Source organism: Rhodoferax koreense, assembly GCF_001955695.1.
GTDB lineage: Bacteria > Pseudomonadota > Gammaproteobacteria > Burkholderiales > Burkholderiaceae_C > Rhodoferax_B > Rhodoferax_B koreensis.
The window spans coordinates 990,115-1,012,170 of sequence record NZ_CP019236.1 but is presented as its reverse complement, the minus strand read 5'-3'; the positions used below and the strand labels follow the sequence as shown (position 1 = coordinate 1,012,170).

Genomic DNA, 22,056 nt, shown 5'->3' with positions numbered 1-22,056 from the left:
CCGCCCTGCCCCTGCCACCGTCCGCCATGCAGAGCCGCAACGAAAGCCTGGGCCTGTGGCTCGGCCTGCTCGGCGTGGTGATCTTCGCGCTGACCCTGCCGATGACGCGCCTGGCCGTGGGCACACCAGCCGATCCGCAGATGTCTGGGCTGTTCATCGCGCTCGGCCGCGCCGCGGCGGCGGGCGGGTTGTCGGTGCTGTTCCTGCTGTCCACCCGAGCGCCGCTGCCCAAGCGTGCAGACTGGCTGCCGCTGGCGCTCACCGCCGCTGGTGTGGTGTTCGGTTTTCCGCTGTTGACTTCGGTGGCGATGCGCCATGTCGAGGCGGTGCACGCGAGCGTGATCGTCGGCGTGTTGCCGCTGGCCACGGCCGGTGTAGGCGCGCTGCTGCACCGGCAGCGGCCGTCCACGGGCTTCTGGCTGTGCGCCGCGCTCGGCAGCGCACTGGTGGTGGCCTTCGCCATGCTGCGGTCGGGTGACGGGCTGCGCATTTCCGCGGCCGACGGGTTGCTGCTGTTGGCCATGCTGTTCGGCGCCATGGGGTATGGCTACGGCGGTCGGCTGTCGCAGCACATGCGCGCGGAACACGTGATCTGCTGGGCGCTGGTGATTTCGCTGCCGGCCACGCTGCCCGCGGCCTGGTTCAGCTGGCCCACCGTGCCGGTGCGCACCACGGCCTGGTGGGGCTTTGCCTATGTGGCGGTGTTCTCGATGTGGCTGGGCTTTTTCGCCTGGTACCGCGGCCTGGCGCTGGGCGGCACGGTGCGGGTGAGCCAGGTGCAGCTGGTGCAGCCGTTCCTCAGCATGCTGTTCGCCGTGCCGCTGCTCGGCGAATCGCTGGACCTGGTCACCGTGGGCTTCGGCCTGGCGGTGATCGCCATCGTGTTCGTCGGCAAATCGCAGGCCACCACGGCGACGGCCGTCCAGCAAAAGGCGAAGCCATGAGCGCCGAGAACTGGCTGGCTTTCTGCCTCTTCGCCCTGGTCAGCTCGATCACGCCCGGCCCCAACAACACCATGATGCTGGCCTCGGGGGTGAACTTCGGCTGGATCCGCTCGCTGCGCCACATGGTCGGCATCACCTCGGGTTTCTGTTTCATGGTGCTGCTCATGGGCCTGGGGCTCGGCCAGCTGTTCCTGCAGCTGCCCTGGCTGTACACCGTGCTGCGTTACCTCGGCGGCGCCTACATGCTGTTCCTGGCGTGGAAGATCCTGCACAGCGGCGCGCCGGCAGCACAGGCGGGCGGCACCGCAGGCGTCGGTGCCAGGCCCATGGGCTTCTTCGCCGCGGCCGCGTTCCAGTGGGTCAATCCCAAGGCCTGGGTGATGGCGCTGGGCGCGGTCACCACCTACCTGCCGGCCGACCACTCGGTGTGGCAGTTGCTGCTGCTCACGCTGGTGATGGGCCTGATCAACCTGCCCAGCACCGGCTCCTGGGCCGTGTTCGGCAGCGCCATGCGCCGCTATCTGCGCGAGCCGCGGTTTCTGCGCGTTTTCAACACCGTGGCGGCACTGGCGCTGGTCGCCTCGCTGATCCCGTTGTTCAAGGCCTGAGACAATCCATGACCGAACGATTTTTAACAAGGGCCTCGCTGGCCGCTATCGGAGAAAAAGCATGAGTACGACGACCCCGTGGAAGCTGGCCGGCCGCGCCGAGAAGATGAACCCTTCCGTGATCCGCGAAATCCTGAAGGTCACGGAAAAGCCCGGCATCATCAGCTTTGCCGGCGGCCTGCCATCGCCCAAGACCTTCCCGATCGAGCCGTTCCGCACCGCCTGCGACAAGGTGCTGCGCGAAGACGGCCAGGCTGCGCTGCAGTACGCCGCGAGCGAAGGCTACGCGCCGCTGCGCCAGGCCGTGGCCGACCTGCTGCCCTGGGAAGTCGATCCGGCGCAAGTGCTGATCACCACCGGTTCGCAGCAGGCGCTCGACCTGATCGGCAAGGTGCTGATCGACAAGGACAGCAAGATCCTGGTGGAGACCCCGACCTACCTCGGCGCGATCCAGGCCTTTGCGCCGATGGAGCCGAACGTGGTGGGCGTGGCCTGCGACGACGAAGGCGTGGACATCGACGACCTCGTCCGCAAAGCCGAGGGCGCGCGTTTCCTCTACGTGTTGCCCAACTTCCAGAACCCGACCGGCCGCACCATGAGCGAAGCCCGCCGCGCCGCCTTGTCCCAACGCGCGGCGGAGCTGAATCTGCCGCTGGTCGAAGACAACCCCTACGGCGACCTGTGGTTCGACACGCCGCCCGCGCCGTCGCTGACCTCGCGCAACCCCGAGGGCTGCCTCTACATGGGTTCGTTCTCCAAGGTGCTGGCCCCGGGCCTGCGCCTGGGCTACATCGTCGCGCCCAAGGCCATCATGCCCAAACTGCTGCAGGCCAAGCAGGCGGCCGACCTGCACACGCCGGGCTTCAACCAGCGCATCGTCGCCGAAGTCATGAAGGGCCATTTCCTGGACCGCCACGTGCCGACCATCCGTTCGCTGTACAAGACCCAGCGCGACGCCATGCTGGCCGCACTCAAGCGCGAAATGCCCGAAGGCACCGCCTGGAACTCGCCCGACGGCGGCATGTTCATCTGGGCGCGTCTGCCCGAAGGCCTGGAAGCCATCAGCCTGCTACCCAAGGCCGTGGAAAAGAACGTGGCCTTCGTGCCCGGTGCGGCGTTTTATGCCGACAACGCCGATCAGCGCACGCTGCGCCTGTCCTTCGTCACGGCCAGCGTCGAGCAGATCAACACCGGCATCAAGGCGCTGGCCGAAGCCATCCGTGAACACCAGCCGGCGAAGGAAATCGCCCCGCTGGAAATCTAAGGAATGTCGGAAATGTTGCATCTCTGGGGGCGCATGAGCTCCATCAATGTCCGCAAAGTGGTCTGGACCGTGCAGGAGCTCGGCCTGACCATGCAGCGCACCGACGCGGGTGGTCATTTCGGCATCGTGCTCGAGCCCGAATTCATGGCCAAGAACCCGAACGCCATGGTGCCGCTGCTCGAGGACGGCGAGGTCACGCTGTGGGAATCGAACGTGATCGTGCGTTACCTGTGCGCGAAATATTCGCCAGGCAACTTCTACCCTGAGTCGCTGGGCGAGCGCTTCGTGGCCGAGCAATGGATGGATTGGCAGCAGACCACGCTCAACCCCGCCGGCCGGCACGCCTTCGTGCAGCTGGTGCGGGTCGCCCCCGAACAGCGCCACCAGGACTGGATCGACGCCTCGAACGCCGAGACCGAACCGCTGATGGCCATCCTGGACGCCCACCTCGGCCGCCAGGCCTACCTCGCCGGCGACCGTTTCACCATGGCCGACATCCCTGTCGCCTGCGAAATCCACCGCTGGACCAACCTGCCCCAGCCCCAGGTGCCGCGCCCGAACATCGCGCGCTGGTACGCCGAGATCCTGGCGCGCCCCGGCGCGCTGGGTGTGCTGGACCAAGCGTTGAGCTGATCCCTATCCACTCCCGTTCGCGCTGAGCTTGTCGAAGCGCAAATTGACACAATGGACTCCTCCACCCCACCCCGCCAACGTCCCTTCAAGCAGGTCGACGTTTTCTCCGGCCAAGCCTACTTCGGCAATCCGCTGGCGGTGGTGCTCGACGGCGAGGGCCTGAGCGATGCGCAGATGCTGCGCTTCGCCAACTGGACCAACCTGTCGGAAACCACCTTCCTGCTGCCGCCCACGCCCGAGGGCCGGGCCGGCGGCGCCGACTACCGCGTGCGCATCTTCACGCCCGGCGGCGAGATGCGCTTCGCCGGCCATCCCACGCTCGGCAGTTGCCACGCCTGGCTGCAGGCCGGCGGCCGGCCGCGGGCAACGCAACGGGTGGTGCAGGAATGTGCGGTGGGGCTGGTGGCGGTTCGGCGCAACGACACCCGGCTTTCGTTCGCCGCACCGCCCCTGAAACGTACGGCCCCGGGTGCCATGCAACTGGCGCAGATCGCGGCGGCGCTGGGCTTGAAATCGCAGCAGATCATCGCCGCGCAGATGCTCGACAACGGCACGGCCTGGCTCGGCCTGCTGCTCGACGATCCACACACCGTGCTGCAGCTCAAGCCGAACCAGCTCGAACTGAAGAGCCTTGGCCTGAAAGTCGGCGTCGCAGCGTTCTACGCGGATGAGCAGGGCTCGGCGCTGATCAGCCGGTCGAACCGCGAGGCTCGCGCGTTCGGCAACAGCCCCTCGCCAGCGCCCGCCGCCGATGACGAAGCCGCGCCGAACCTCGAAGTGCGCGCTTTCGCCGCGCCGGTGGGCATCCTCGAAGACCCGGTGACCGGCAGCCTCAACGCCAGCCTGGCCCAGTGGTTGATCGCAGAGGGCCACGCGCCGGCGAACTACCTCGCCGCGCAGGGCACCTGCCTGGAACGCGCCGGCCGGGTGTTCGTCACCACCGACGCACAAGGCCAGGTGTGGGTGGGCGGCGAATCCGTCACCTGCATCGACGGCACGGTGCTGCTGTAGCCAGCCCGGCCATGCCCGCGTCGCAGCACCTGCCGCGCCGATTTCAGCAGGTCGACGTGTTTGCCAGCGCCGCCTACCGCGGCAATCCGCTGGCGGTGGTGCTCGACGGCGAAGGGCTGAGCCAGGCGCAGATGCAGCGCTTCGCCAACTGGACCCATCTTTCAGAAACCACCTTCGTTCTGCCTCCGAGCGAGGCCGGGCGGGAGGCCGGTGCCGATTACCGGGTGCGCATCTTCGACCCTTTGAGCGAACTGCGCTTTGCCGGCCATCCCACCCTGGGCAGCTGCCACGCCTGGCTGCGAGCCGGCGGCCAGCCCCGGACACCGGGCGTCGTGGTGCAGGAATGCGAGGTAGGCCTGGTGAAGGTCCGGCAGACCGGCGGGCGGCTGTTTTTTGCGGCACCGCCCCTGCAGCGCAATACCCCCGATGGGGGCGTGCTGGCCCAGGTAGCCGAAGCCTTGGGGCTCGAAGCCCGGCACCTCGTCGCCGCGCAAACCCTGGACAACGGCCTGCCCTGGCTCGGCCTGCTGCTGGACAGCGCCGAGACCGTGCTGCGCATCGAGCCGGATCATGCGGCGCTGAAACGCATCGGCGTCACCGTCGGTGTGGCCGGCCCGCATGGCGCCAGCCCGGCGCCGGACGCACCGCAGTTCGAAGTGCGCGCCTTCGCCGCGGCCGTGGACGTGCCCGAAGACCCGGTGACGGGCAGCCTGAACGCGAGCCTTGCGCAGTGGCTCATCCATGACGGCCATGCGCCCGCCCACTATCTCGCCGCACAGGGCACGCGCCTGGGCCGGTCGGGCCGCGTCTTCATCAGCAGCGACGCCACGGGCCAGGTCTGGGTGGGCGGCGAGTCGGTCACCTGCATCGACGGCACCGTGCTGCTGTAGCGGCCGACGCGCAGGCCAGGGCGCCGCCGCCGTGTCGGCCAGACCCGCAAGCCGGGCATCCGGGCTTCGGTCGAACATCGGGCCTCTTGCAATGTGCATTCACCGCCCTCATGCCTAGTGCATGAACGGAAGAACGCGGCACACATCCTGCTTCGGTTCAAAGCATCACGTCAGGCGGTGCCGGGGGCGTCCCGCGGCACCGCCTGACGGTGTGGTTTCGCCGCACAACCTGGAAGCGTCAACATGCCCAATGTACCGAATACGGCCTCGAAGCTCGACCATCTGGTGATCCTCGCCGCGAGCCTGGACGAAGGCGTGGCCTGGTGCGAAGCCACGCTCGGCATCATTCCCGGCCCCGGCGGCGCGCACGCGCTGATGGGCACGCACAACCGGCTGGTCAAGGTCGCCAGCCCGGCCTTCCCGCGCGCCTATGTCGAAATAATTGCCATCGACCCTGCGGCGACGCCGAGCCGGGGGCGCGGCCTGCGCCGCTGGTTCGACATGGACGATCCCGCGCTGCGTGAGAAAGTCACACAAAACGGCCCGCAGTTGGTCCATTGGGTGGCAAGCGTGCCCGACGCCTCGAACGCCAGCGCCGCCTGGCGCATGCTCGGCCTGGACCGCGGCCCGGTGCTCACGGCCTCGCGCCTGACGCAGGACGGCCTTCTGCAGTGGCAGATCACGGTGCGCGACGACGGCCAGCGCCTGCTCGACGGCACGCTGCCGACGCTGATCCAGTGGGGCGAGATCCATCCCGCCGACAACATGCCCGACAGCGGGGTAAGCCTGCAGGCCTTCCAGTTGCAACACCCGCAGGGCGCGTTGCTGCAGGCCGCGCTGCAGGGTGTGGGCCTGTCGCGCTTCGAGGTGCACACCGGGCCGGCGCAACTCGTCGCGGTGCTGCAGACGCCGAAAGGCCGCGTCACGCTGTGCTCTTCACCTTGCGCTCAACGCCCCGACCACCAGTAGACCAACCCCACCGCGCCGGCCAGCCAGGCCGCCATGACCAGCCATAGGCCCGCCCGGCTGGCGGGTTGGCCGTGCCGCTGCGCCAGCCAGGCCTCGGCTTCGGCCCGGCTGCGCGTGACCACGGCGGCCGGCAGCATGCGCAGCGCCAGCCAGATCAGCCCGGGCAACAACAAGGCGTCGTCCACGAAACCCAGCACCGGGATGAAATCCGGGATCAGGTCGATCGGGCTCAGCGCATAGGCCACGACGAACCAGCACAGCGCCTTCGGCAGCCATGGCGTGGCCGGGTCGCGGTAGGCGAACCACAGCGTCACCGCGTCGCGCTTGATGCGGCGGGCCCAGCTTTTGATTTTTTGCAGCATGGGATGGATTAGAGCGGAAGTCCCGGTCACCCAAGAGACCGCATCGCCGCGCGCGCGCGCCCAGAATCGGCCCCATGGGAACCCTCTACCTCGTGCGCCACGGCCAGGCCTCGTTTGGCGCGGAAGCCTACGACCAGTTGAGCGAGCAGGGCCTGCGGCAGAGCCGGCGGCTCGGCGAGTACCTCGCGCACAAGGGCATCGTGTTCGAAGCCGCGCTGGCCGGTACGCTGCGCCGCCACGCCCAGACACATGCGGGCATCTGCGATGGCATGGGCATCGACCTGCCGGCGCTGGCCTGGCCCGGGCTCAACGAATACGACAGTGCGGCGGTGATCGCCACCGTGCATCCCGAACCGCTGGCCAAGCCCGATACACCCGAGCTGTACCGCCACCATTTCCGGCTGTTGCGCGACGGGCTGACGCAGTGGATGAACGGCGTGGTGAGCCCGCGCGGCATGCCGAGCTACACGGACTTCCGCGAGGGCGTGGTGGCCGCGCTGGACCATGTGCGCACGCGCCACACGGGCAATGTGCTGCTGGTGTCCAGCGGCGGGCCGATCGCCACCGCGGTGGGCCATGTCCTCGGCACGACGCCCGAGACGACGATCGAGCTCAACCTGCGCATCCGCAACAGCGCGGTGACCGAATTCGCGTTCACGCCGAAGCGGCACATGCTCGAGACCTTCAACACGCTGCCCCATCTGGACCACCCGGACCACGCCGGCTGGATCACCTACGCCTGAGGTTTACTTGCCAGTCAACTGCCGGCGCAGGTCCACGCCCACGCCCTTGTTGACGAACTGCGTGGTGATGGCTTGCGTGGGGTCGATCTCGCCGGCCTTGTAGAGCCCGGCCTTGACCATCTTGTCGAAGAAGTCCTTCACGCGCGCCGGGTTCATCGCGCCGATGCCCTGGGTCTGCGCCTCGCCGCTGTCGACGATGCCCATCTGCTTCATCAGCGCGATCGAGCCGGCGATGTTGGCGTCGCTCATGTCCGGGTTGGCCTTCTTGATGAGTTCGTTGGCCGCCTGGTTGTTGCCGTACAGGTAGTTGTTCCAGCCGATGATGCTGGCATCGACGAATTTCTGCACCAGTTCCGGTTTGTTGCGAACCATGTCGGCGCGCGTTTCCACGGTGGTGCTGTAGGTGGAAAAGCCGTTGTCGGCCAGCAGGAACACCAGCGGATCGAATCCGGCCTTGGCCTTGATGGTGAGCGGCTCCTCGATCGCGTAGCCCTGCTGCACCGACTTCTTGTCGGCGAGGAAGGGGCCGATGTTGTAGGTGTAGGGTTTGAGCTGCTCGTCGCGGAAGCCGTATTCCGATTTCATCCACTGCCAGAAGCTGAACTGCCCGTCCTTGCCGATCAGGGCCACCGGCGCCTTGGCCAGGTCCTTGAAGCTCGCATAACCCTGGCCCGGATGCGCAAAGATGGCCTGCGGGTCTTTCTGGAAGGCCGACATCACCGCCACCGTCGGCACCTTGTTCTTGAGGTTGTCGAAGGAATGCAGCAGGTTGCCGGTCATGAGGAAATCGATCTTGCCGGCAGGCAGCAGCGGCCGGTTGTTGACCATCGGCCCGCCCTGCACGATCTCCACGTCGAGGCCGTATTTCTTGTAGGTGCCGTCGGCCAGCGCCTGGTAGAAGCCGCCTTGCGCGGCCTGGGCTTTCCAGTTGGTGGCGAACACCACTTTTTCCTGACCAAAAACCCCTGTAGCGCACACCAGCATTGCGGTGGCAGCTATCCATTTGGAAGCAAAGGAAGTGGACTGAACTGAACGCGCCGGATCAAACATCGCAAATCATCCCTGTGAGAATTGCAGCAATCTTTGCACAAATCCAGCGGCGCGCGGCGCTGTTTGCTCCGGAAAATTTCGCACGCGGTTGCACGCGCCGGCCAACCTGGCAACTCAGCGCTCGCGCCGCGCTTCCGACTCATGCCAGCGGCCCAGCGCCAGCCGCGCCACGAGGTTGAACGCCAGGTGGATGGCGATGCCGGTCAACGACACCAGCAGCAGCGCGGCGAACATCTTCGGGATCTCGGTGCGGAAGCTCGCCTCCAGGATCCGCGACGCCAGCCCGGTTTCCTTGCCGGCCGCGCCGGCGGTGAACTCCGCCACCACGGCGCCGATCAGGCTCAGGCCGCCGGCCACCTTCAGCCCGGCGATGAAATACGGCATGGCCGAGGGCACGAGCAGCAGGCGCAGCGTCTGCCAGGGGCTGGCGCGGTACAGGCGGAACAGGTCGCGCAGGTTCAGGTCGGCGCTGCGCAGACCGGTCACGGTGTTCGACAGGATGGGGAAGAACGCCACGATCCAGGCGCACAGCAGCAACGCCGCCGTGGTGCTGTCGATGAAGATGAGGATCAGCGGGGCGATTGCCACGATGGGCGTGACCTGCAGCACCACGGCCAGCGGGAACAGGCTCAGCTCCACCCACTTCGACACCGCGAACAGCACCGCCAGCAACACACCGCCGACCGCGGCCAGCAGCAGCGCGCCGAAGGTGATCTTCATGGTGAACAGCCAGCTCTGCATCAGCGAGCCGAGGTTGTCCCACAGCGTCTGCAAGATGAGCGAGGGCGCAGGCAGGATGTAGCTCGGCACGGCATAGGCGCGCACCGTCACCTCCCAGGCGAGCAGCAGCGCGGCGAAGACCAGCACCGGCACCCCGGTGCGCAGCCAGCGGCGCTCCACCAGCGGCAATTCGGCCGGCTCAGCCATGCGGATCATCCGCCGCGTGCAGCGCCGCCGACACCTCGGCACACCAGGCGCCAAACCGCGCGCTGTGGCGAAAAGCCTCGGGGCGTGGATAGGGCTCGTCGATGGCGATCTCGGCCAGCACACGGCCGGGCCGCGCGGCCATGACCACGATGCGCCGGCTCAGGAACACCGCTTCGAACACGCTGTGCGTCACGAAGAGGGTGGTGAAGCCATGCTGCTGCCAGAGCTGCAGCGTGTCGTGGTTGAGCCTGGAGCGCGTGATCTCGTCGAGCGCGCCGAAGGGTTCGTCCATCAGCAGCAGCTTCGGCCGGGTGATGAGTGCGCGCGCGATCGACACCCGCATCTTCATGCCGCCCGAGAGTTCGCGCGGCAACGCCGCGGCGAATTCGTGCAGCCCCACGGCTTGCAGCGCTTCCTCGACGCGCGCCTGCGCCGACGCACGGCTCACCCCCCGCAGGCGCAGCGGCAGCCAGACGTTGTCGAACACGCTGGCCCAGGGCATCAGCGTCGGTTCCTGGAACACGAAGCCGATATCCTGCGCGGATGCGGCGGTGCCCGCCTGCCAGGTGATGCGACCCGACGTGACCGGCAGCAGACCGGCCACCATCTTCAGCACCGTGCTCTTGCCGCAGCCCGAGGGCCCGAGCAGGCTCACGAAATCGTGGGCGCCGACCTCGAGCGACATGTCCTGCAGCGCGAGCGTGCCACGACCGCCGCCATACCGTTTCTCGAGATGGGCCAGGCTCAGCAAGGCCGTGTTCAGCCGGGAAGATCGTTCGGGAAGGCCGGCCCGTCCACGAGCGTGGACAAGGGCAGGTCGGCAATCTCCTGCAGCATCAACGCCAGCTGCTCGCCCGCGGCCCGCAGCACAGCCTGGCCTTTCTCGGCGGTGGCTGCGGCGGCGTTGCCGGCAGCGCCCATCGGGTTGTAGTCCTGCATCTGCCAGCCGAGCTTGGCGCTCTTGCCGTTGCCGAGGATGCGGTACTTGGCCGCACGTTCCTGCGAAGTGGACTTGAAGTCGCGCGCCTGCGCCATCTCGACGAATTGCGGCCGCAGGGCCAGCATCATCGAGGTTTCGATGTCGCCTGCGTGGATGCCGAAGCGGTGTTCCTCGGGCGGAAACAGCCCGTCCACCGCCTCGCCCAGCGGCAGCGTGAACCAGTTGCAGCCGAACACGATGAGCTCGCAACGCGTGCGCAGGTCGCGCGCCACGATGTCCATCAGGCTGACCTGGCCACCGTGGGAATTGAACAACACGAGTTTCTTGACGCCGGCACGCGCCACCGATTCGCCGATCTCGGTCCAGACGCGGATCAGGGTCTCGGCCGAAAGGGTCAGCGTGCCGGGAAAGCGTTGGTGCTCGTTGCTCTTGCCGACCTGCTGCGTGGGCAGGAACAGCACCGGCAGGTCGGCGGGCAACAGCGGCAGCGCCACGGCGATGACACCATCAACCAGGGAAGTGTCCACGCTCAGCGGCAGGTGCGGGCCGTGCTGCTCGATCGCCGCCACTGGCAGCACCGCGACGGTGCCGGCCGCCGCCCCCGACTGCTGGAGGTGGGCGAAGTCGAGGGTGGTGAGGTCGGCCCAGAAGCGGGACTTGCCCTGCGGACTGGCTTGGTAACGGGATTGCATCGGCCTATCTTAGGGCCTCGCAAGCCACTTTGCCGGGATCGTGGCTTCAGTCGTCTCGACCGCCGTGGCGGCCACGATCGCGGTCGTGTTTGTCGTGGCCACGGCCGTGCTTGTCCTTGTCGTGACCATAGGCATGGCCAGGAGGGCCCCGGCGATCGTCCCAGCGGTCGTTGCGCCCGCCCGGACGCCAGCCCGGATGGGCCTGCACGTACCGGTCACGCACCCACTGTTCCTGCACGAAATACACCGGCTGGTTGCAGGCGCTGTAGTTGTTGCAGTAACGGCCCCAGTTCTGCTGCTGCGCCGGCGGCACATAAAGGTAAATCGGCTGGCGCGGCAGGCGCTGCGGCGGCTGCTGGATGATGACGGGCTGCGGGTACACCAGCATCGGCGGCGGCGCATTGCCGATGTCGATGCGGCCATACACGCCGGGCTGGTTCACGCCGATGGAGATGCCGACGTTCTGCGCCAGCGCGGGCACCGCTGCGGCCGCCGCCAACGCGGCACCGACGATGATTTTGTTCAAGTTCTTCATTTCTTCTCCTGGGATGGGCTTTGGACCCGATGCCGCCTTCAACGTTCGGGCATCCATACCCGACGACCGCGGTGACCTTTTATTACCCCTCTTCACGGGCGCGACCACTGTAGGCGGGCGGCGCGATCGCCGGTGGGCGGCCCTCGGAATGGTCCCGATCGGCCAGATTCCCGAGCCGTTCGGCGATGAAATCCACGAACGCCCGTACCCGGCCGGGCACGAAGCGGTTGCTCGGCAGCACCGCGTACAGCGGATAGGACTCGCCCGTCCACTGCGGCAGAAGGCGTACCAGCGCGCCAGACAACAGGTCGCATCGCAGGTCGAGTTCGGCCTTGTAGGTAATGCCCACGCCGGCCAGCGCCCACTGGTGCGCAATGGCGGCATCGTTGGCGCCACGGTCGCTCGGCATGGCCACCTCGACCCATTCGCCTTCCCGGCCGAAGCGCCAAGTGGCGTAGGCCTTGCCCGCGATGTGGAAGGTGACGCCGTTGTGCCGAGCCAGGTCGGCCGGTGTTTCGGGGGTGCCGTGCCGCGCGAGGTAACTCGGCGCCGCACACAGCACCCGCCGCGTGTGGCACAGGAGCCGTGCGACCAGGCCCGCCCCGGCCTTGGCGTCGCTGATGTCGCCGTAGCGCAGCGCCACGTCCACCTGGTCGCGCAGCACATCCTGCACCCGGTCGCTCACCGACAGCGCCAGCCGGATGCCGGGATGCGTCACCAGGAATTCGTCGAACCACGGCAGCAGCAGGCTGCGCGTGAGGTCCGAAGGCGCGGCCACCCGCAGCGTGCCCACCAGCGCCCGGTTGGCCGGGACGACCTGCGCTTCGCCCTCCTCCAGCAATTCGAGCGCGCGCACCGCGTAGTCGAGCAGGGTCTGGCCCGCGTCGGTGAGGCGCATGGCGCGCGTCGACCGTTCGAACAGCCGCACACCGAGCTGCACCTCGAGCCGCTTGAGCATGGCGCTGGCCGCGGCGGGCGTGATGCCCAGCACTCTGGACGCCGCGGTGAGGCTGCCGCCGCGCGAAGTCTCCACCAGCACCCGCAGGTCTTCGATATTTTCAATTTTCATTTGAAAGAAATTCTTGAATTGGCGGTCTTATCAAATTTCCTTTGACATCTTAAAGTCTGCGCATGTTCAACTTCTCGAAGTCTTGCCCATGAAAGCCGTTGCCTATTTCAATCCTCTGCCCATCACCGACGAAGCCTCGCTCCAGGACGTGGACCTGCCGACGCCCACGGTCGGCGCACGCGACCTGCTCGTGCGCGTGGCCGCTGTGTCGGTGAACCCGGTGGACACCAAGGTCCGCGCCAGCGCCAGGCCCGAGGCCGGCCAGGCCAAGGTGCTGGGTTGGGACGCGGTGGGCACGGTCGAGGCGGTGGGTGCCGCGGTGTCGTTCTTCAAACCCGGCGACCGCGTGTACTACGCGGGCTCGATCACCCGGCCCGGCACCAATGCCGAATTACACGCGGTGGACGAACGCATCGTCGGCCTCGCCCCCACGCGCCTGAGCGACACCGAGGCCGCCGCCCTGCCGCTCACCGCCATCACGGCCTGGGAGCTGTTGTTCGACCGGCTGCAGGTGCCGCAGCGCGCGCCGGATGCCGCGCACGGCAGCGGCCAGACGCTGCTGGTGATCGGCGGCGCCGGCGGCGTGGGCTCGATCCTGCTGCAGCTGGCGCGCCAGCGCACCGACCTGAAGATCATCGCCACCGCCTCCCGACCGGAAACCCGCCAGTGGTGCCTGGACCTGGGCGCGCACCTTGTGATCGACCACAGCCAGCCTTTGGCCGCGCAGTTGCTGGCGCTGGGCATCCCGGCGGTGGACATGGTGGCCAGCCTCACCCAGACCGACCAGCATTTCGCCGCCGCGGTGGAGGTGCTGCGGCCGCAGGGGCGCCTGGCCCTGATCGACGATCCGAAACACCTCGACGTCACCCTGCTCAAGCGCAAGTGCATCTCGCTGCACTGGGAATTCATGTTTGCGCGCGCCATGTTCGAGACCCCCGACATGGGCCGGCAGCGCGAGCTGCTGAACGCCGTGGCGGCGCTCGTGGATGCCGGCGTGCTCAAGACCACGGTGCAGGCCGACCTGGGCACCATCAACGCGGCCAACCTGCGCCGCGCGCATGCGCTCATTGAAAGCGGACGGACGCAGGGCAAGCTGGTGCTCAAGGGCTTCTGATTTGACACTGGCCGCTGTCCTACAGCACGGCGTTGGCACGGCCGACACCCCTGCCGCGCGCGCCGGCTTATCGTTGCGGCAGACAGGTACCGGCCTGCGCTTCCCTGGTTGAGGCACATCCGGAAAGCCGAGTCGGAATAACGCAGTCCCCACCTGTGCACCAACCTCAAGGAACCACCATGACCACCAATCCTCCCAGCTTTGGCCAGACCCCCCTGTCCGACGTCCAGACCCTGCGCGCCCGCGCCCGCCAGCACATCGAAGAAGGTGCCGTGACCGAAGGTTATGCCGCCGACCGCGACAAGGTGGTGGAGATGCTGAATGAGGCGCTCGCCACCGAGCTGGTGTGCGTGCTGCGCTACAAGCGCCACTATTTCATGGCTTCGGGCATCCACTCGGCCGCGGTCGCCGCGGAATTCCTCGAACACGCCGAGCAGGAAATGGAACACGCCGACCAATTGGCCAAGCGCATCGTCGAGTTGAAGGGCGAACCCAACTTCTCGCCGACCGGACTGGCCGAGCGCAGCCATGCCGAATACGTGGAAGGCAAGACGCTGCACGAAATGATCAAGGAAGACCTGGTGGCGGAACGTGTCGCCATTGAGAGTTACCGCGAAATGATTGCCTACCTCGGCACCAGCGACCCGACCACCCAGATGCTGCTCAAGGGCATCCTGGCGGTGGAAGAAGAGCACGCCGACGACCTGTCGTCCTTCCTGGAAAGCATGAAGGACTGACGACGGTATCCGCCGCCCTCGGGTGGCGCGAATCCAACATGCGGCCTCATCGGCCGCTTTTTTTTGGGCGATTTTCGGGCATGTGCGCCTGTTCAGGTGCACAGTTTGGTGTACAGTTTTGGTTTCATGCTACGCTCCGCGTCTGCATCAAAGTGTTACTTCGCCCTACAGGAGCCCGACCATGCCATCCTTCCTCTCCAACCTATCGGTCGCCAAACGCCTGGGGTTGGGCTTCGCTCTCCTGCTCGCGTTGTCGATGGCTGTGATCCTGGTCGGCATCTCTCGCCTGAACGACGTGGCCGCGCGGGCCCAGGAAATGGTCGCCAGCCCCATCAAGACCGAGCGACTGGTCAGCGACTGGTACCGCAACATCTACACCGGCGTGCGCCGCACCGGCGCCATCGCCAAGAGCAACGACCCGAGCCTGGTGCAATTCTTCGCGGAAGACCAGGCCGCATCGACCAAGGCCTCGAGCGAATACCAGAAGGCCGTCGAGCCGATGATGGAAACCGAAAAAGAGAAAGCCCTCTTCGCGCAGATCGGCGAAGAACGCAAGAACTACATCCTGGTGCGCGATGCCGTGGTGGCCACCCGGGCGCAGGGCAAGGCCGAGGAAGCCAACCAGATGCTGGACCAGAAATTCGTGCCGGCCTCCAAGACCTACATGGGCAAGATGGAAGAGTTGCTGAACTTCCAGCGCCAGGAAATCGACGACTCGGCGCGGCGCATCGAAGCCAGCTACGCGGCCAGCCGCAACCTGATGATCCTGCTCGGGATCGTCAGCCTGTTGCTCAGCGCCGTGATCGCCTGGCTGCTGTCGGGCAGCATCACCCGGCCGCTGGCCGAAGCCAGCGCCATGGCCAAGCGCGTCGCGGCGGGCGACCTGACCGGCCGCATCGAGAACAATCGCACCGACGAACTGGGCCAGTTGCTCACGAGCCTGCAGGACATGCAGGCCAGCCTGGTCGGCGTGGTCTCCAACGTGCGCTCGGGCTCCGAGTCGGTAGCCACCGCCAGCGCGCAGATATCTCAGGGCAACAACGACCTCTCCGCCCGCACCGAAAGCCAGGCCAGTGCACTGCAGCAGACGGCCGCCTCGATGGAGGAGCTCAGTTCGACCGTGCGCCAGAACGCCGACAACGCGCGCCAGGCGAACCAGCTCGCGATGAGCGCTTCCACCGTGGCGATCCAGGGCGGTGAAGTGGTGGGCCAGGTGGTGGAGACCATGAAGGGCATCAACGACAGTTCGAAGAAGATTTCCGACATCATCAGCGTGATCGACGGCATCGCCTTCCAGACCAACATCCTGGCGCTGAACGCGGCGGTGGAAGCGGCCCGCGCGGGCGAGCAGGGCCGCGGCTTCGCCGTGGTGGCCAGCGAGGTGCGCAGCCTGGCCGGGCGGTCGGCGGACGCCGCCAAGGAAATCAAGAATCTGATCAACGCCAGCGTGGAACGCGTCGGCCAGGGCACGGCGCTGGTGGACCGCGCCGGCACCACCATGACCGAGGTGGTGAACTCCATCCGCCGCGTGACCGACATCATGGGCGAGATCAGCGCGGCCAGCACCGAGCAGAGCCAGGGCGTGGCCCAGGTCGGCGAAGCGGTCACGCAGATGGACCAGGCCACGCAGCAGAACGCTGCGCTGGTCGAAGAGATGGCCGCCGCCGCCAGCAGCCTGCGCACCCAGGCGCAGGACCTGGTGCAGGTGGTGGCGGTGTTCAAGCTGGGGCAGGGCGAGGGCCGCGGCCTTTCTCTTTCTTCTTCTGGTGTGTTGGCAATACGCTAGCCCGCACCCGCCGGCCCGGCAGGGGGGCCGTGTTTCTCAGACTTGCGAAAGAACTGCGGATGACCCCGTGCCGACGCCGTCGGCCCAGTACAGCAGCGTATTGGCTTGACTGCCCCTTTGCCATTTGCTGAACCACTCTTCCCACAATTTCTGGATATCGCCAGTGATCAGGTTATGGCCACGCCCGTAGCATTGCCCCCAGACAAACAGCGGCAGGCCGTTTCTGGTCCACGTGTAGGTTCTGTAGCGGTTGGCCGTTGCGGTAGGTTTGAGAATGAGGTTGATCGAGGTGTTCTGGGGAACCAGACTGGCCGAAATGCCGTCCCTCAACGCATAGGTGGGCAAGGCCAACTCCTGGGTCAATGTCTTGCCGATCAAGCGGTTCAACCAGTAATCCTGGGCGTTTGCCGATAACGCATATTGCCCACCCTGCGAGCCGCGGAAATCTCCGGCGGCCAGCGGGCCGAACTTCATCGGCCAATAGTCGTATTCACCGTAGATGGCATAGAAGGGCAGAAGCTTCGTGGAGGAGCCCGCAGGTGCGGTGCTGAAGGTTCCCGAAGTGATGCCGAAGGCCGCAAACGTGCCCACCAGCGTCTCATCCCGCGCAAAACCGGTGGTCGCGCCGCCGCCGGCCGACTGGCCGTAGACATAGAGGCGGCTGGCGTCCGCCGCCACCCCGAGGCTCAGACAGTCCTGCTTGACCAGCGCCACCAGGTCCGTCAGGTAGGCGGTGGTGGTCGTGTCGTAGGTCACCGCAATAAAGCCGTATTTGTTGGCCAGCTCCTTGACGTCGGTGGCTTCCATGAACACAAAGGCCGTCTGTCCGGCGCCGTGGGTGCAGAACACGACCGGCGCGGGCTTGCTCGCGCTGTAATTCTTTTTGACGCTGTCCGGCACATAGACGATATAGGTCTGCTGGGTGGTGCTGCCGCTCCACATGTGATCCTTGTAGACCATGTTGCCGGCTGCAATGGCCTTTTTGTAGTCCAGCCGTTTGGTGATGAAGTGGCCGTAGACCGAGTTGTTGTCGTAACCGCTGTACTGGGTCAGGAAGCCGTAGATGTTCTTCGTGACCGCCGGGTTGTCGAACCTGCCGATGCTCGCGTCTGTCGCGACCTGCGATTTGACATCACTGCCGGCTGTGGCAATGGCATTCGAAATCTCTTTTTCCTGCCAGAAAATTTGTCCGAAATTGGTATCGGCGATGGACACGACGCTGCAATCATTGACACCCGCCCAATAGGAGAGCAGCGAAGGCGCGGTATTTCCCACAAACCAGGTGGGAATGGGAACGTCCCTGTAATATTGGGCGGCAAACGTGCGCTGCTGGGTCACCGGATTGCCATTGATGTCCACATAACCCACGAAATCCATATGGTTCGGCTGCAAGGTCGCGCCGACTTGCGTATTGCCCGCGGCCGTCAGCAGCGCGTTATAAGTGGCATTCGTGCTCGCCTCCAGATAAACCTGGCTGATCATCGACAACGGCGTATTCGCCGCATAAAGCTGGAGCGGTGCGGCGCCCGCGCCATAACCGACCACATAATGGTAGGTCATCGCCGAATAATGCGTGCCGCTGCTCACCAACGTGGCCATCGCCGCGCTGACATAGGCGAGTTCCGCCGTCACATCGCCCCAGGTGCCACCGCTGCCCGGCTTCATGATCAGCAGGCATGCCAGGTTCTGGTCGGCAATGTCGAACCAGCCGGCATCGCCCAGGAACTTGTTGCTCTGCACGCCGTCCGGCAGGGTGATGCCAATCCAGTATTCGCGCTGCCGCGCGCCCTTGGGGATATAGATTTCCACTTCACGGCTGGCGCCGCTTGCGGTGACCGACCAGGTGAAATAACCTGTCTTGCGCTGATAGCTGCCGATCGTGGCGGGCTGTGCGGCGGTGTTATCAATCGGTGTCGCAACCGGATAAACCTTGGGCGGATCACTGTCCCCGCCTCCGCCGCCACATGCGGCCAGCGGCAGGGTGGATAACAGCAGCATGTGCGAGCCCAGCAATTTTCCGAAATCGCGGCGCGGAAGGCTGCCGCTCAATAACCCGCCTTTCTTTGCGGTTTTCATTTCTTTTCGCGATTCCATATTTCCCTCGAATTTCTCCGTCATGGCTTCCTCTGCTTTTAATTTGTCAAACAAAAGATGTCTCCCCCACCGGGGTTTTTCGTCGTTCCGCCGTTTCAATTAACACAGTTGTTAAATTCATTTTAGGAATGCATGAGGGTCGGTTCTTTAGGACAAACACCTAGAAATTTCATTCATTTGTTTTTGAAATGCGCCTTCGCATTCACTCTTGCGCGTGCGATCATCGCGCGTCGGGCACATTCGAGCCCGTAATCCAGCGGACAGCGCCACGCGCAAGCACGTGCACCGCAACAGCACTGAATGTCGATGTCAGAAAAGAAGGCTTTGGTGGCACCTCAACCCGGCAGTCCAGCGGGCACGGACGCCGAACGTATTCGTGCCGCCTTGTTGGCCATCGCCGCGGCCGAGTTCGCCAGCCATGGCTACGCCGGTGCAAGGCTGGAGTCGATCGCCGCGGAAGCGGGGATCACGCGGGCGATGATTTACTACTATTTCGGCGGTCGCGAGGGTTTGTACGTGGCCGTTCTCGAGGACGCCTACAACGCCATCTGGCAGGCGGAACAGTGTTTGATCGTCGATTCGCTTTCGCCCGAGGAAGCCCTGCGGCGACTGGTCGAGTTCCGGGTGAATTACTACATCCAGAATCCGGTCTTCGTGGCCCTGGTCTCCATCGAGAACCAGCAGCAGGCGCAGCACTTGAAACGCTCCGAGACGGTGACCTCCTCCGCGGCGCCATCGCTGGCGCACACGGCCTCCGTCCTGAAGAAGGGGCAGGCTTCCGGGGTGTTCCGCGAGGACATCAATGTCGTCGATCTCTACCAGGTCATCGTTTCGCTCGGCTTCTTCAACGTCGCGAACCGGCACACCTTCGGCGCCATCTTTCGCCGTGATGCTTCAGATGCTTCACACGTCTGCGAATTCGTCACCGACGTGGTGCTTCGGTATGTCGCCCGGCATCCCAAGCCGTAGGCATGCGGGGCCGGCTTTGCGCCCGGCTGATCAGCGCAACGCGTGCCGCACGGCCTGCACGATGCTGGCCGCGTCCACGCCGAAGAAGCTGCGTAGCGCGGCACGCGTATCGCTGCGGCCGAAGCCGTCGGTGCCGAGTGTGAGGTAGTCGCGGCCACGGGGCAGGTAGGCGCGGATGCTTTCGGGCACGGCGCGCACATAGTCGGTGGCCGCAATGATCGGGCCGGCACTTTCGGCCAGCTGGCGCGCGACGAAGCTCGGCTCGCCAGGCAGCAACGCGCCGACTTCGCCAAGCGCCACGCGTTGGCCGTCACGCGCGAGTTCGCTCCAGCTGGTGACGCTGAACACGTCGACCTCCACGCCTTCATCAACCAGCAGTTCGGCGGCCTGGATGACTTCGGTGAGGATGGCACCCGAGCCCAGCAGCGTCACTTTTTCAAGCTTTTCATGGCTCTGGCGCTCATCCTTTCTGCGCGAGTAGCTCCCAAATTTATAGCAACCTCGAATCACGTCCTCGGCCACGCCATCGGGCAGGCTGGGCTGGGCGTAGTTCTCGTTCATCAGCGTGACGTAGTAGAAAACGTCCTGCTGCTCGACCACCATCTCGCGCATGCCGCGGTCGATGATGACGGCCATCTCGCCGGCGAAGGCCGGGTCGTAGGCCTTGCAGTTGGGGATGGTCGCGGCCACGAGATGGCTGCTGCCGTCCTGGTGCTGCAGGCCTTCGCCGCCGAGTGTGGTGCGGCCCGAGGTGGCGCCGAGCAGGAAACCGCGCGCGCGTTGGTCGGCCGCGGCCCAGATGGCGTCGCCCACGCGCTGGAAGCCGAACATCGAGTAATAGATGTAGAACGGCAGCATGGCCAGGCCGTGCACGCTGTAGCTGGTGGCGGCGGCGGTCCAGCTGGCGATGGCGCCGGCCTCGCTGATGCCTTCCTCCAGGATCTGGCCTTCGAGTGCCTCGCGGTAGCTGAGCACCGAGCCGATGTCTTCCGGTGCGTATTTCTGGCCCACGCTGGAATAGATGCCGACCTGCTTGAACAGGTTGGCCATGCCGAACGTGCGCGCCTCGTCGGCCACGATGGGCACGATGCGCGGGCCGAGTTCGGCGTGTTTCAGCAGGTTGCCGAGCAGGCGCACGAAGGCCATGGTGGTGCTCATCTCCTTGCCTTCGGCGGCCAGCGCGAACTGCGCATACGACGCAATTTCGGGCACGGGCAAGACCTCGCAGGCCGTCTCGCGTTTCGGCAGGTAGCCGCCCAAGGCCTGCCGCCTGGCGTGCAGGTACTGCATCTCGGGGCTGTCTTCAGCCGGCTTGTAGAAAGTGAGCGAAGTCACCTGTTCGTCGGTCAGCGGCAGGTTGAAGCGGTTGCGGAACGCGATGAGGTCGGTCTCGTCGAACTTCTTGTGGCTGTGCGTGGTCATCTTGCCCTGGCCGGCCGCGCCCATGCCGTAACCCTTCTTGGTGTGGGCGAGGATCACCGTCGGCTGGCCGCGGTGTCGCGCCGCGGCGGCATAGGCGGCGTGGATCTTCACCACGTCGTGGCCGCCGCGCTTGAGCCGGTCGATCTGCTCGTCGGTCATGCCCTGGGCCAGGCGCTGCAGTTCCTCGTTCTGGCCGAAGAAGTGTTCGCGGTTGTAGCGGCCGTCCTTGGCGGCGAAGGTCTGCATCTGGCCGTCCACGGTCTGCGCGAAGGCGCGCGTCAGGGCGCCGGTGGTGTCGCGTGCGAACAGGCCGTCCCAGTCCGAGCCCCAGACGAGCTTGATCACGTTCCAGCCCGCGCCGGCGAAGAGTTTTTCGAGCTCGTCGATGATGCGGCCGTTGCCGCGCACCGGGCCGTCCAGGCGCTGCAGGTTGCAGTTGACGACCCACACCAGGTTGTCCAGCCCTTCGCGCGCGGCGAGCGTCAGCGCACTCATGGATTCGGGCTCGTCCATCTCGCCATCGCCGAACACGCCCCAGACCTTGCGGCCCGCGCAGTCGAGGAGTCGGCGGTCGCTGAGGTAGCGCATGAAACGCGCGTGGTAGATCGAGCTGATCGGCCCGATGCCCATCGAGCCCGTGGGGAACTGCCAGAAGTCGGGCATCAGGTAGGGATGCGGATAACTCGACAGGCCACGAGCCCCCTGCGCCGGCGCACTCAGTTCCTGGCGGTAGAAGGTCAGGTCGCGCTCCTCGAGCCGGCCTTCGAGGAAGGCGCGCGCATACACACCGGGCGCGCTGTGCGGCTGGAAGAACACCAGATCGCCCTTGCTCTGTTCACTGCGTGCGTTGAAGAAATGGTTGAAGCCGACTTCGAACAGATCGGCCGCACTCGCATAACTCGCAATGTGCCCGCCGAGTTCACCATAGGCCTCGTTGGCCCGCACCACCATGGCCAGGGCGTTCCAGCGCATCAGCGAGCCGAGCCGTTCCTCGATGGCCAGGTCGCCCGGAAACACCGGCTGCTGCTCGACGCGGATGGTGTTGAAGTACGGCGTGCTCAGTTCCGGTTGCCAGCCGATGCGCTGCGCGCGTGCGACGCGGGCTAGCTCGTCGAGGATCTGGCGCGCGCGCGCCGGGCCCTGGGTGGCCACCAGCGCGGCGAAGGCATCGTGCCATTCCGCGGTTTCCTGGGGATCGATGTCGGTTTCATCGCGGGAAGTCAGCAGCGCGTGGGGCGTGGAAGCGTTCATGGGTCTCGGGCCTTTGGATCGATGAAGCATCGTAGATCGAAGCCCG

At 65.9% G+C, this 22,056-nt stretch carries 21 protein-coding genes; 12 read left to right on the top strand and 9 right to left on the bottom strand.

The window, feature by feature from the left end:
- Positions 1-26: 26 nt before the first annotated feature.
- The 7 genes from RD110_RS04790 (at position 27) to RD110_RS04760 (ending at position 6,319) form a co-directional block, all read left to right on the top strand.
- Positions 27-944, top strand: coding sequence for a DMT family transporter (locus tag RD110_RS04790; protein ID WP_083686630.1), 918 nt, complete (start codon positions 27-29; stop codon positions 942-944).
- Positions 941-1,552: a LysE family translocator gene (locus RD110_RS04785; protein ID WP_076197203.1), complete on the top strand. Its 612-nt coding sequence runs from the start codon at positions 941-943 to the stop codon at positions 1,550-1,552. Before RD110_RS04790 ends, RD110_RS04785 begins: the two co-directional genes overlap by 4 nt.
- 61 nt (positions 1,553-1,613) lie before the next feature.
- Complete coding sequence (locus tag RD110_RS04780) at positions 1,614-2,816, top strand: aminotransferase-like domain-containing protein (RefSeq protein WP_076197201.1); 1,203 nt, start codon at positions 1,614-1,616, stop codon at positions 2,814-2,816.
- 12 nt (positions 2,817-2,828) lie between these two features.
- A complete protein-coding gene (locus RD110_RS04775; RefSeq protein WP_076204389.1) occupies positions 2,829-3,449 on the top strand; it encodes a glutathione S-transferase family protein in 621 nt (206 codons plus the stop codon).
- Positions 3,450-3,500: 51 nt separating this feature from the next.
- Positions 3,501-4,460 (top strand): PhzF family phenazine biosynthesis protein, encoded by a 960-nt coding sequence (locus RD110_RS04770; RefSeq protein WP_076197199.1) that lies wholly within the window; start codon positions 3,501-3,503, stop codon positions 4,458-4,460.
- 11 nt (positions 4,461-4,471) lie between these two features.
- Entirely contained in the window at positions 4,472-5,350 is an 879-nt protein-coding gene (locus tag RD110_RS04765) for a PhzF family phenazine biosynthesis protein (protein WP_076197197.1), read from the top strand.
- Positions 5,351-5,593: 243 nt separating this feature from the next.
- Complete coding sequence (locus tag RD110_RS04760; RefSeq protein ID WP_076197196.1) at positions 5,594-6,319, top strand: VOC family protein; 726 nt, start codon at positions 5,594-5,596, stop codon at positions 6,317-6,319.
- Here RD110_RS04760 and RD110_RS04755 read toward each other — a convergent pair.
- Entirely contained in the window at positions 6,298-6,681 is a 384-nt protein-coding gene (locus RD110_RS04755) for a YkvA family protein (protein ID WP_076197194.1), read from the bottom strand. The genes RD110_RS04760 and RD110_RS04755 overlap by 22 nt on opposite strands.
- 74 nt (positions 6,682-6,755) lie before the next feature.
- Here RD110_RS04755 and RD110_RS04750 point away from each other — a divergent pair, with 74 nt between their 5' ends.
- Complete coding sequence (locus RD110_RS04750; protein ID WP_076197192.1) at positions 6,756-7,424, top strand: histidine phosphatase family protein; 669 nt, start codon at positions 6,756-6,758, stop codon at positions 7,422-7,424.
- 3 nt (positions 7,425-7,427) lie between these two features.
- Here RD110_RS04750 and RD110_RS04745 read toward each other — a convergent pair whose 3' ends face one another.
- The 6 genes from RD110_RS04745 to RD110_RS04720 form a co-directional block, all read right to left on the bottom strand.
- Entirely contained in the window at positions 7,428-8,366 is a 939-nt protein-coding gene (locus tag RD110_RS04745; protein WP_239467173.1) for an ABC transporter substrate-binding protein, read from the bottom strand.
- Between the two features lie 222 nt (positions 8,367-8,588).
- Positions 8,589-9,401: an ABC transporter permease gene (locus tag RD110_RS04740; protein WP_239467172.1), complete on the bottom strand. Its 813-nt coding sequence runs from the start codon at positions 9,399-9,401 to the stop codon at positions 8,589-8,591.
- Positions 9,394-10,152, bottom strand: a complete 759-nt coding sequence (locus RD110_RS04735) for an ABC transporter ATP-binding protein (RefSeq protein WP_239467171.1) — start codon at positions 10,150-10,152, stop codon at positions 9,394-9,396. Before RD110_RS04735 ends, RD110_RS04740 begins: the two co-directional genes overlap by 8 nt.
- An 8-nt stretch (positions 10,153-10,160) precedes the next feature.
- Positions 10,161-11,033: a creatininase family protein gene (locus tag RD110_RS04730; protein WP_076197186.1), complete on the bottom strand. Its 873-nt coding sequence runs from the start codon at positions 11,031-11,033 to the stop codon at positions 10,161-10,163.
- 46 nt (positions 11,034-11,079) lie between these two features.
- Positions 11,080-11,568, bottom strand: coding sequence for a hypothetical protein (locus RD110_RS04725; protein ID WP_076197184.1), 489 nt, complete (start codon positions 11,566-11,568; stop codon positions 11,080-11,082).
- 82 nt (positions 11,569-11,650) lie between these two features.
- Positions 11,651-12,637, bottom strand: a complete 987-nt coding sequence (locus RD110_RS04720; protein WP_076197182.1) for a LysR family transcriptional regulator — start codon at positions 12,635-12,637, stop codon at positions 11,651-11,653.
- A gap of 88 nt (positions 12,638-12,725) precedes the next feature.
- On the opposite strand from RD110_RS04720, the gene RD110_RS04715 reads away from it, so the two are divergent.
- The 3 genes from RD110_RS04715 to RD110_RS04705 all read left to right on the top strand — a co-directional run bounded on the left by RD110_RS04715 (position 12,726) and on the right by RD110_RS04705 (position 16,274).
- Entirely contained in the window at positions 12,726-13,751 is a 1,026-nt protein-coding gene (locus RD110_RS04715; protein WP_076197180.1) for a zinc-binding alcohol dehydrogenase family protein, read from the top strand.
- Between the two features lie 179 nt (positions 13,752-13,930).
- Complete coding sequence (locus RD110_RS04710) at positions 13,931-14,488, top strand: ferritin-like domain-containing protein (protein ID WP_076197178.1); 558 nt, start codon at positions 13,931-13,933, stop codon at positions 14,486-14,488.
- A gap of 181 nt (positions 14,489-14,669) precedes the next feature.
- On the top strand, positions 14,670-16,274 hold the full coding sequence (locus RD110_RS04705; RefSeq protein WP_076197176.1) for a methyl-accepting chemotaxis protein: 1,605 nt from the start codon (positions 14,670-14,672) through the stop codon (positions 16,272-16,274).
- Positions 16,275-16,310: 36 nt separating this feature from the next.
- Here RD110_RS04705 and RD110_RS04700 read toward each other — a convergent pair whose 3' ends face one another.
- Positions 16,311-18,392, bottom strand: a complete 2,082-nt coding sequence (locus RD110_RS04700; protein ID WP_157900056.1) for an alpha/beta hydrolase family protein — start codon at positions 18,390-18,392, stop codon at positions 16,311-16,313.
- 303 nt (positions 18,393-18,695) lie between these two features.
- Here RD110_RS04700 and RD110_RS04695 point away from each other — a divergent pair, with 303 nt between their 5' ends.
- The gene (locus tag RD110_RS04695; protein ID WP_162277344.1) at positions 18,696-19,337 is read left to right on the top strand and encodes a TetR/AcrR family transcriptional regulator; all 642 of its coding nucleotides are present in this window, start codon (positions 18,696-18,698) and stop codon (positions 19,335-19,337) included.
- 30 nt (positions 19,338-19,367) lie between these two features.
- Here the strand turns inward: RD110_RS04695 and mdeB are convergent, their stop codons facing one another.
- Positions 19,368-22,010, bottom strand: a complete 2,643-nt coding sequence (mdeB, locus tag RD110_RS04690) for an alpha-ketoglutarate dehydrogenase (RefSeq protein ID WP_076197170.1) — start codon at positions 22,008-22,010, stop codon at positions 19,368-19,370.
- Positions 22,011-22,056: the final 46 nt, after the last annotated feature.